At 68.9% G+C, this 10488-nt stretch carries 7 protein-coding genes and 3 pseudogenes; 8 read left to right on the forward strand and 2 right to left on the reverse strand.

Annotated elements, in window-relative coordinates:
* The first annotated feature begins 159 nt into the window (after positions 1-159).
* The 5 genes and pseudogenes from bioB (at position 160) to bioC (ending at position 4997) form a co-directional block, all read left to right on the forward strand.
* Complete coding sequence (bioB, locus tag ROV95_RS01995) at positions 160-1203, forward strand: biotin synthase BioB (protein WP_312542605.1); 1044 nt, start codon at positions 160-162, stop codon at positions 1201-1203.
* Between the two features lie 64 nt (positions 1204-1267).
* A pseudogene (bioF, locus tag ROV95_RS02000) lies at positions 1268-2476 on the forward strand (8-amino-7-oxononanoate synthase); the annotation flags it as partial.
* Between the two features lie 36 nt (positions 2477-2512).
* Positions 2513-3292 carry a pimeloyl-ACP methyl ester esterase BioH gene (bioH, locus tag ROV95_RS02005; RefSeq protein WP_019661643.1) on the forward strand — a complete coding sequence of 260 codons (780 nt, stop codon included), beginning with the start codon at positions 2513-2515 and terminating at the stop codon, positions 3290-3292.
* Between the two features lie 29 nt (positions 3293-3321).
* Positions 3322-4101 (forward strand): SDR family oxidoreductase, encoded by a 780-nt coding sequence (locus tag ROV95_RS02010; protein ID WP_312542606.1) that lies wholly within the window; start codon positions 3322-3324, stop codon positions 4099-4101.
* Between the two features lie 11 nt (positions 4102-4112).
* Positions 4113-4997, forward strand: coding sequence for a malonyl-ACP O-methyltransferase BioC (gene bioC / locus ROV95_RS02015; protein ID WP_312542608.1), 885 nt, complete (start codon positions 4113-4115; stop codon positions 4995-4997).
* A gap of 114 nt (positions 4998-5111) precedes the next feature.
* Here the strand turns inward: bioC and ROV95_RS02020 are convergent, their stop codons facing one another.
* On the reverse strand, positions 5112-5756 hold the full coding sequence (locus tag ROV95_RS02020; RefSeq protein WP_026347214.1) for a YdcF family protein: 645 nt from the start codon (positions 5754-5756) through the stop codon (positions 5112-5114).
* Positions 5741-6703 carry a pyridoxal-phosphate dependent enzyme gene (locus ROV95_RS02025; RefSeq protein WP_058979056.1) on the reverse strand — a complete coding sequence of 321 codons (963 nt, stop codon included), beginning with the start codon at positions 6701-6703 and terminating at the stop codon, positions 5741-5743. Before ROV95_RS02025 ends, ROV95_RS02020 begins: the two co-directional genes overlap by 16 nt.
* Before the next feature lie 159 nt (positions 6704-6862).
* On the opposite strand from ROV95_RS02025, the gene ROV95_RS02030 reads away from it, so the two are divergent.
* The 3 genes and pseudogenes from ROV95_RS02030 (at position 6863) to ROV95_RS02040 (ending at position 10470) form a co-directional block, all read left to right on the forward strand.
* Positions 6863-7342, forward strand: a complete 480-nt coding sequence (locus ROV95_RS02030; protein WP_019661648.1) for a hypothetical protein — start codon at positions 6863-6865, stop codon at positions 7340-7342.
* Positions 7343-7885: 543 nt separating this feature from the next.
* Positions 7886-9773, forward strand: a pseudogene (mnmG, locus tag ROV95_RS02035) (tRNA uridine-5-carboxymethylaminomethyl(34) synthesis enzyme MnmG).
* Positions 9774-9941: 168 nt separating this feature from the next.
* A pseudogene (locus ROV95_RS02040) lies at positions 9942-10470 on the forward strand (gamma carbonic anhydrase family protein).
* Positions 10471-10488 lie beyond the last annotated feature (18 nt).

Genomic DNA, 10488 nt, shown 5'->3' on the forward strand with positions numbered 1-10488 from the left:
GCAGCGATGCCCGCAATCGATGCAGCGCCATGGGCATCGCTTGTATGGGATTCCATTCCAGTCACGGCCAAGTAAACCAAAACATCAAACTAAAAGTTGACAGCCCGTGCCCCCCAACCACACTGCCGCCCTCGCTCCATTCGTACCCAAGGCCCCGCCATGGCTGCTGCCATCCGCCACGACTGGCATCACGACGAACTGCAGGCGCTGTTCGATCTGCCGTTTCCCGAGCTGCTGTTCCGCGCCGCCGCGGTGCACCGCGAGCACTTCGATCCGGCGCAGGTGCAGGTGTCCACGCTGTTGTCGGTGAAGACCGGAGGCTGCCCGGAAGACTGCGCGTACTGCCCGCAGGCGCAGCGCTACAGCACCGGGGTGAATGCGCAGAAGCTGATGGAGACCGATGCGGTGCTGGCCAAGGCGCGCCAGGCCAAGGCCGCCGGTGCGTCGCGCTTCTGCATGGGTGCCGCATGGCGTTCACCGAAGGATCGCGACATTCCGAAGGTGGCGGCGATGATCGCCGGGGTGAAGGCACTGGGCCTGGAGACCTGCGCCACGCTGGGCATGCTCAGCGGCGAGCAGGCACGTGCGCTGAAGGATGCGGGCCTGGACTACTACAACCACAACCTCGATACCGCACCGGACTACTACGATTCGATCATCCACACCCGCCAGTACCAGGACCGCCTGGACACGCTTGAGCACGTGCGCGATGCCGGCCTGAAGACCTGCTGCGGCGGCATCGTCGGCATGGGCGAGACGCGCGCACAGCGCGTCGGCCTGCTGCTGGCACTGGCCACACTGCCGGCGCACCCTGATTCGGTGCCGATCAACAGGCTGGTGCAGGTGGCGGGCACGCCGCTGCATGGCAGTGCAGAGCTGGACCCGTTCGAGTTCGTGCGCATGATCGCGGTGGCGCGCATCGCCATGCCGCGCTCGATGGTGCGGCTGTCGGCGGGTCGCGAGGCGATGAGTGACGAACTGCAGGCGCTGTGTTTCCTGGCCGGCGCCAACTCCATCTTCTACGGCGACAAGCTGCTTACTACCGGCAACCCGGAAAGCGAGCGCGATCTGGCGCTGTTCGCACGGCTGGGGCTACAGCCGATGGCGGTGCAGGTGGATGCCGAAGGCCACGACCACGGCGGTACCGTGCACGCCGATATCAGTGGCGATGCACCCGGCTGCGGCTGCGCTCACGCGGCCTGAGACGGGCCGCAAGCAGGCGCGGCAACGCGCTACCCTAGCCGCTCCGTCGACGCATTCAGCCACCATGGCCCGCCCCGACCTGACCGCCCGCCTCCACGCCCAGCGCGCTCTGCGCGATGCCCAAGGCCGTCGCCGCCCGCGACGCATGGTCACCCGACGTGATGGCGTGCGCCTGGAAGTGGACGGCCAGTGGCTGACCGGCTTCTGCAGCAACGACTACCTGGGCCTGGCCCAGCAGTTCAGCGTGGTCAACGCGCTGCAGGACGCCGCCGCACGCGAAGGCGCTGGCGCCGGTGCCTCGCACCTGGTCTGCGGCCATCATGCCCTGCATGAGGCGCTGGAACGCGAGGTGGCCGAGTGGCTGGGCTATCCGCGTGCGCTGCTGTTCGGCAGTGGCTTCGCCGCCAATCTGGCGGTGCAGCAGGCACTGCTGAGCGAAGAGAACGATGTCTGCGTACAGGACAAGCTCAACCACGCCAGCCTCCTTGATGCCACCCGGCTGGCCGGTGCGCGCCTGCGCCGCTACCCGCACCTGGATGCGGAAGGCGCGATGCGCCAGCTCAAGCACGCGCCCGATGGCGCGGCCATGCTGGCCACCGATGGTGTCTTCAGCATGGATGGCGACATCGCACCGCTGCGTGCATTGTCGCTTGTGGCACGCCTGCAGCAGGCGCTGTTCTTCTATGTGGATGATGCGCACGGTGTCGGCGTGGTCGGTGATGGCCGTGGTGCCGTGGCCGCCGCCGGGCTGGGCGTGGACGACGTACCGCTGCAGCTGGTCACACTGGGCAAGGCACTGGGCGGTTCCGGTGCGCTGGTGCTGGGCCGCGACGACCTGATCGAGCATCTGGCCGAAACCGCGCGCCCGTACATCTACACCACCGCGGTGCCACCGGCGATGGCCGCTGCTGCGCTTGAAGCAGTGCGCCTGGCGCGCCGCGACCACTGGCGTCGCACAAAGCTGACCGACCTGATCGCGCTGTTCCGCACTGAAGCGCGTCGCCATGGCCTGGACCTGATGGCTTCGGAAACACCGATCCAGCCGCTGCTGTTCGGCGATGACCGCACCGCCGTGGCGATGTCCACGGCGCTGGAACAGGCCGGCTGGCTGGTCGGTGCAATCCGCCCGCCGACGGTGCCGGAAGGCAAGGCACGCCTGCGCGTGACACTGTCCGCGCTGCATACGCCGGAACAGGTGCGTGGCCTGGTGGAGGCCATCGCCAGCGCGCGCGATCGCGTGACCCTGGCCGTGCGTGAAGCCGCGCCACCGCCGCCCGCCCGCTTTTGCCTGAGTTCCGTGTCATTGCCCATGCATATTGACGTCACCGGCCGTGGGCCGGACCTGGTACTGATCCACGGCTGGGCCCTGCAGGGCGGTGTATTCGCGCCGCTGGTGCAGCGCCTGGCAGACCAGTTCACCCTGCACCTGGTCGACCTGCCCGGCCATGGCCACAGCCGCGACGACACCACGCCGCTGCGCCTGCCGTTCGTGGTCAGTGCCATTGCCGCGGCCACACCCCCGGCGGTGTGGTGCGGCTGGTCGCTGGGCGGTCTGTTCGCGCTGCACGCTGCCGCGACGCTGCCGAAGGTGCGCGGGCTGGCGATGATCGCGGCCACGCCACGCTTCGTGCGTGGCGAAGACTGGCCGCATGCAGTGGAACCGGCGGTGTTCGAGCAGTTCGGGCGCGAGCTGGCCACCGACTTCGGCGGCACCCTGGAACGCTTCCTCGCGCTGGACGTGATGGGCTCGGCACACGCCCGCGAGGAGCTGCGCATCCTGCGGCAGCGCCTGGTCGAGCGCGGTGCGCCCACCGAACGCGCCCTGCTGGAAGGCCTGCGCCTGCTCGAAAGCACCGATCTGCGCGGCGCGCTGCCGACGCTGGGCAAGCCCAGCCTGTGGATCGCCGGCCAGCGAGACCGGTTGGTGTCTCCGGTGGCGATGCAGGCCGCCGCGGCGCTGGCCCCGGGCGCGCAGGCGCTGACGATCGCCCATGGTGGACATGCGCCTTTCCTCGGCCATGCCGATGAGGTGGCCGCCGCCCTGCAACACTTCGTTGCCGGCCTGTCACCGGCCGATGGCGGACAATGAGCCCCCTCCGAATTCCGCAGGATTGACGCATGGATCTGGGTATCAACGGCCGCTGGGCACTGGTCTGCGGCGCAAGCAAGGGGCTGGGCCTGGGCTGCGCGCGTGCGCTGGTGCGCGAGGGCGTCAACGTGGTGATCGTGGCTCGTGGCGAGGAGGCACTGCAGGTTGCCGCCGCAGGGCTGAGCGCCCTGCCCGGTGCCGGTGAGGTGCGCGCCGTCGCCGCCGACGTCACCACCGAGGCCGGCCGCACTGCGGCGCTGGCCGCCTGCCCGCAGGTGGACATCCTGGTCAACAATGCCGGTGGTCCGCCGCCCGGTGATTTCCGCAATTTCGAACGCGACGACTGGATTGCCGCGCTGGACGCCAACATGCTGGCGCCGATCGCGCTGATCCGCGCCACCGTCGACGCGATGATCGAGCGCGGCTTCGGCCGCATCGTCAACATCACCTCGTCGGCGGTGAAAGCCCCGATCGACATCCTGGCGTTGTCCAACGGCGCGCGCAGTGGCCTGACCGGTTTCGTCGCCGGCCTGTCGCGCCGCACCGTGGCCCACAACGTCACCATCAACAACCTGCTGCCCGGCCAGTTCGACACCGACCGCCTGCGCGCCAACTTCGCCCACAGCGCGGGCAAGGACGGCGACGCCGGCAAAGTCGCTGAACGCCGGCGCCAGCAGATTCCCGCCGGCCGCTTCGGCACGCCGGACGAATTCGGCGCCGCCTGCGCCTTCCTGTGCAGTGCACAGGCCGGTTACCTCACCGGGCAGAATCTGCTGATCGACGGCGGCGCCTACCCCGGTACGTTCTAAGAGAGTTCGCAATGCCGTCCCACTTCGATGCCCGCCATGTCCGTCGCGCGTTCGCGCGTGCCGCCACCAGTTACGACGCTGCCGCCGCCCTGCAGCGCGAGGTGCAGTCGCGGCTGATCGAATCGCTGGACTACCTTGAGGCACGCAAGCCCGAGGTGGTGCTGGACATCGGCGCCGGCACCGGCCATGCAAGTGCGTTGATGAAGAAGCGCTGGCCGAAGGCGCAGGTGATCGCGCTGGACGTGGCGCTGCCGATGCTGGACCAGGCCAAGCGCCAGGCCGGCTGGTGGAAGCCGTTCCAGCGCCTGTGCGGCGACGCCGCTGCGCTGCTGCCGGCCGACAACAGCGTGGACGTGATCTTCAGCAACCTGTGCCTGCAGTGGGTGGACGACCTGCCGGCGGTGTTCGCCGGGTTCCGCCGTGTGCTCAAGCCCGGTGGCCTTCTGGTGTGCTCCACCTTCGGCCCGGAAACGCTGATCGAACTCAACGAAGCCTTCGCCGCCGCCGATGACCGCCCGCACGTCAGCCGCTTTGCACAGATCGCCCAGTTCGGTGATGCGCTGATGATGGCCGGCTTCCGTGACCCGGTGCTGGACCGCGATCTGTTCACCCTGACCTACGACGACCTGCCCTCGTTGATGCGCGAACTGCGCGCGATGGGCGCGACCAATGCGCGGGTGGACCGCCGCCATACGCTGACCGGGCGTGGCCGTTTCGCTGCGGCGGCAGCGGCGTATGAACCGATGCGGCGCGCCGACGGCAAGCTGCCCAGCAGCTGGGAAGTGATCTATGCCCACGCCTGGGCACCGGACCCGGGCGCGCCGATCCGCGAAGGCGGGCATGACGTCGCCTCGGTGCCGGTGTCGGCGATTCCGATCCGACGCAAGCAGACCTGATCGTCTGGTAGTGCTGGCCGCTGGCCGGCAACCTCACGATTCCATGGTGGGCATCTGCCGGCCAGCGGCCGGCACTACCCAATGCGACACCGCGCCCAACGCAGGCTTTCGCCCTCAGGTATTGGCCGGCGAGCTCAGCGGCGGGCGCACCAGGTCGCGGTGGAAGAAGTAGATTTCCTGCACCAGGAAGCGCCAGCTGGTGTGGAAGCTGCGGAAGCGCGTGCTGGGCGTGGACGAGGCCAGCGCATCGATGCCCAGCGCCTTGCTCAGGCGCAGCGCGCGCGCCATGTGCAGCGGGTCGCTGACGATGATCACCCGGTGCAGGTCGCGCTGGTCCATCAGTCGCTTGGCTTCCACCAGGTTCTGCACGGTGTTGCGTGACGCGGTCTCGATCAGGATCGCATCGTCCGGCACGCCATGCTTCAGCGCATAGCGCCGCGCCACCTGCGATTCGGAGAAGCGCGCACCGGTGCCGCCATAGCCACCGGTGAAGATCAGCAGCGGCGCGTACTGGGCCTCGTACAGGTCTAGTCCATGCCGGATACGTTCTTCGAACACCGGCGATGGCTTGGCGTCATAGGCGGCCGCACCCAGCACGATGATGGCATCGGCCTTGGCGGCCTGGTCGCGCTCGCCGACCCAGACGATCCAGGCGGTCACGCCCAGCAGCCAGATCACCAGCAGGACAAACAGCCGCCACAGCCAGCCCAGCAGGCCGGTGCGGGGCCGGTGCCGGTCGCGGCTCATGGCGCGCCCCAGCGCAGCGCAGGCAGGTCGACATTGCCACCAGACAGCACCAGGCCCACGCGCAGGCCGGCGAAGCGCTGTGGCTGTGCCAGCACGGCAGCGAGCACGGTGGCCGACGACGGCTCGACCACCTGCTTGAGCACCTCCCACAGCAGGCGCATCGCCGCCATCGTCGCCGTGTCATCAACCACGATCACCTCGGCACCTGCCGCGCGCAGCAGTTCGAAATTCGGCGCGCCGATCAGGGTACGCAGTCCATCGCAGATCGTGTCCGGGGCGAACGCGCCCTGGCGCTCGCCAGCGGCCAGCGAGCGCGCGGTATCGTCGGCTCCGGCTGGCTCGGCCAGCACCAGGCGGGTCTGCGGGCTGGCGTGCTGCAGGGCCAGCGCGGTGCCGCTGGCCAGGCCACCGCCGCCGACCGGCACGACCAGCACGTCGAACGGGCCGTCGCTGTGCAGCAGCTCCAGCGCGGCGGTGCCCTGCCCCGCCATCACCGCCGGGTCGGTGTATGGATGGACGAGAGTCGCGCCGGTATCGGCCTGCACTTTGGCGCAGGCGGCCTCACGATCGGCGGTGGTCGGCGGGCAGCGCCAGAGGGTGGCGCCATGGCGCGCGATGTTGGCCAGCTTGGCCGCCACCGCGCCTTCCGGCACCACCACGTGGCAGGGAATGCCACGCGTGCGCGCGGCCAGCGCCAAGGCGGCGCCATGATTGCCGGAGGAGTGCGTGACCACGCCGGCACTGGCGCGATCGGCCTCCAGCGACCACACCGCGTTGCAGGCACCACGGAACTTGAATGCGCCGCCGCGCTGCAGGTGCTCGGCCTTGAACGCGAGTTGCGCGCCGGCCAGCGCATCAAGCATGCGCGAGCGCAGTACCGGGGTCACGCTGGCATGCGGGGCAATCCTCGCCGCAGCAAGCAGGACGTCATCGGCGCGGGGCAACAGTGAATCGCTCATGACGCAAGATTAACGTATGGCTTCGCGCTGGCGACCGGGGCGCAGGTCATGCCAGCATGCAGGCCTACGCCTCCATTCATCCTGGCCGGCGGAATTAAGGGCCGATTCAACGCTGGCGCCCGAAGCTGACTGCACACCCGTCCTCTGGGGGGACCCACCATGAAAATGCGCCTGATGCTTGCCGGTGGCCTGCTGCTGGCCCTGACCGGCTGCACCACCTACGACTATGTCGGCGGCGGCCGCAGCGGCAGCTACTACCACGGTGCGCCGTCGGTGGAGTACCGCTACCCGGCCGGCTATCCCTACAACTACGGCCCCTACTACGGTGGCTATGGCGGCTACTACGGCGGCTACGGCAATCCGTATTACTCGCGCCCGATCTACCGCCCGCCGCACAACCATCGCCCGCCGCCGCGCCCGGGCAATGGTGGCGAGCACCGTCCGCCGCCGCCGTCGCGACCGTCGTACAACGGTGGTTCGCCGTGGCGGAACATGGACTCGATGCGCCGCCCGCCGCAGTCGAACGCACAGCCGCCGGCGCCCCAGGCCCGTCCGGCACCGGCACCGAGTGCGCCGAGGATGAACGGTTCCCCCTGGCGCAACATGGATCGTGCGACGCAGCGCACAGTTGAGCGCTGAACCGTCTTGCATTTCACACGGTCCAAGCCGCACTCTACGCGGACAGTGACGGCCCACGTCACAAAGTGACAAAAACGACACGGGCCGCCGCAAAAAGCTCTACGTCGATATCCGACAGGAACATCTGGATCCCCCTGTTCCGGCCCTGTCGGATGTCGGCACCTCTGAAGGCAGACGGCCCCGCAATGCGGGGCCGTTTGTTTTGTCAGGTCGCCAACCGGCGAAAGCCCAGCTTCAGTAGATCCACGCCATGCGTGGATGGCGCCTTCCCGACAGCCGCAAAAAAAGGGCCGGACAGTCCCCCGACTGCCGGCCCTCTGCTCCCCCATCGTGCGCCTGTACCGGCCCCTGTTCCAATTCCGGTCACGGGCCCTGCGGCGCCAGCCACGATGGGTGCTATTGGGTTATCTGCAAAAATCCTGCCAACTTTAGGGCCGATTTCGCCGCCGACTGGCCGGCGCCGGCGTCCGGACCCCGAATGGCGCTAAAATCGCCACCCCGGCGCCGCCCCCGGCCGCGCCTGCCCCAAGCTGAACAGCCCCCATGAACCCGTCCTTCCATCGTTACGACGTCATCGTCATCGGCGGTGGCCACGCTGGCACTGAAGCCGCGCTGGCCGCAGCCCGCACGGCGTGCGCACCCTGCTGCTGACCCACAACATCGAAACCGTGGGTGCGATGAGCTGCAACCCGGCCATCGGCGGCATCGGCAAGGGCCACCTGGTCAAGGAAATCGACGCGCTCGGCGGTGCGATGGCGCATGCCGCCGACCGCGCCGGCATCCAGTGGCGCACCCTCAACGCCTCCAAGGGCCCGGCCGTGCGCGCCACCCGCTGCCAGGCCGACCGCAACCTGTACCGCATGGCGATCCGCGCCATCGTCGAAGGCCAGGCCAACCTGACCGTGTTCCAGGCGGCCGTCGATGACCTGGTCATCGAAGGCGACGCCGTGCGCGGGGTCATCACCCAGACCGGCCTGCGCTTCGATGCCGAGGCCGTGGTGCTGACCGCCGGCACCTTCCTGGCCGGCAAGATCCATGTCGGCCCGACCCAGTACGCCGCCGGCCGCATGGGCGACCCGCCGGCCACCACGCTGGCCGCGCGGCTGCGCGAGCGCCCGTTCCAGGTGGACCGCCTGAAGACCGGCACGCCGCCGCGCATCGACGGCCGCTCGCTGGACTACAGCGTGATGGATGAGCAGCCCGGCGACTCGCCGCGCCCGGTGATGTCCTTCCTGGGTTCGGTGGACGAGCATCCGCAGCAGGTCAGCTGCTGGATCACCCACACCACCGAACAGACCCACCAGATCATCCGCGACGCGCTGCACCGCTCGCCGCTGTACAGCGGCCAGATCGAAGGCATCGGCCCGCGCTACTGCCCGTCCATCGAGGACAAGGTGGTGCGCTTTGCCGAGAAGGCCAGCCACCAGATCTTCGTCGAACCCGAAGGCCTGGGCATCGTCGAGATCTACCCCAACGGCATCTCCACCTCGCTGCCGTTCGACGTGCAGCTGGAGATGGTGCGCAGCATCCGCGGTTTCGGCAACGCGCATATCACCCGCCCGGGCTACGCGATCGAGTACGACTTCTTTGATCCACGCGGGTTGAAGGCTTCGCTGGAAACCAAGCTGGTCAACGGCGGCCGTTCTTCGCCGGCCAGATCAACGGCACCACCGGCTATGAAGAAGCCGCCGCGCAAGGCCTGTTGGCCGGCCTCAACGCTGCACGCCAGGTGCGCGGACTGGACGGCTGGTGCCCGCGCCGCGACGAGGCGTACCTGGGCGTGCTGGTGGATGACCTGATCACTCACGGTACCAACGAGCCCTACCGCATGTTCACCAGCCGCGCCGAGTACCGCCTGCAGCTGCGCGAGGACAATGCCGACCAGCGCCTGACGCCGGCCGGCCGCGAGATGGGCCTGGTGGATGACCGCCGCTGGAACGCGTTCGAGACCAAGCAGGCCGCTGTTGCTGCCGAACGCGCACGCTTGGGCGCGCTGTGGGCAACCCCGGCCAATGCGCTGGGCCGCGAAGTGCAGGACACGCTGGGTGTGGCGGTCAGCCGCGAGACCAGCGTGCTGGACCTGATCAAGCGCCCCGAGCTGGACTACGCGCAGCTTATGCAGGTGCCGTCGCTGGGCCCGGCGGTGGCCGACGCCAAGGTGGCCGAGCAGGTGGAGATCGGCGTGAAGTACGCCGCTACTACCCGCCAGCGCGAGGAGATCGAGCGCCAGCAGCGGCATGAAGCCACGCCAATCGCCGAAGCCTTCGATTACGCGGCGGTGCGCGGGCTGTCGGCCGAAGCGCTGCAGAAGCTGGAGCGCGTGCGCCCGCAGACCATCGGCCAGGCGCAGCGCATTCCGGGCATGACCCCCGCGGCAATCTCGCTGCTGCTGGTGCACCTGGAGCGTGCACGCCGCGGCCGCGTGGCGTAACGCGGGATCGGTGGATGCCATCCACCAATGCGGCGCGCGATCCGTTCTGGCAGGTGTCGACCTTGGTCGACACGGATGCATGAGGCATTCCGGCAGTTGCGGGTGGCGGGGTCGCCATTGGCCGAGCGGGTATCATCGTCGCGGACGCCCTGATTTCCGTAGACATCGATGAACCCGCTGCGCCCCTTCCGCGACAAGATGCCCGTCCTCGGCGAGCGTGTACATCGACCCGTCGTGCACGATCATCGGTGACGTGGAGCTGGGCGAGGACGTCTCGGTGTGGCCGGGCACGATCATCCGCGGTGACGTCAACCACGTGCGCATCGGCGCACGCACCAACGTGCAGGACGGCACCATCATCCACGTCAGCCATCACAGCCCCTACAACAAGGCCGGCTACCCGACCCTGATCGGCGAAGGCGTGACCGTCGGCCACGGCTGCATCATCCACGCCTGCACCATCGGTGATTACAGCCTGATCGGCATGGGTGCCTGCATCCTCGACGGCGCGCGGGTCGAGCGCCATGGCTTCGTCGGCGCCGGTGCCGTGGTCGGCCCGGGCAAGGTGGTCGGCGAAGGCGAGCTGTGGGTGGGCAACCCGGCCCGCCCGGCACGCACGCTGAGCGACAAGGAAATCGAGGCGCTGCATTACTCGGCCGACCACTACGTGCGGCTGAAGGACGAATACCTGGGCTGAGCGGCCAACGCCGCCATG

This window comes from Stenotrophomonas maltophilia group sp. msm1 (genome assembly GCF_032025805.1).
GTDB lineage: Bacteria > Pseudomonadota > Gammaproteobacteria > Xanthomonadales > Xanthomonadaceae > Stenotrophomonas > Stenotrophomonas hibiscicola.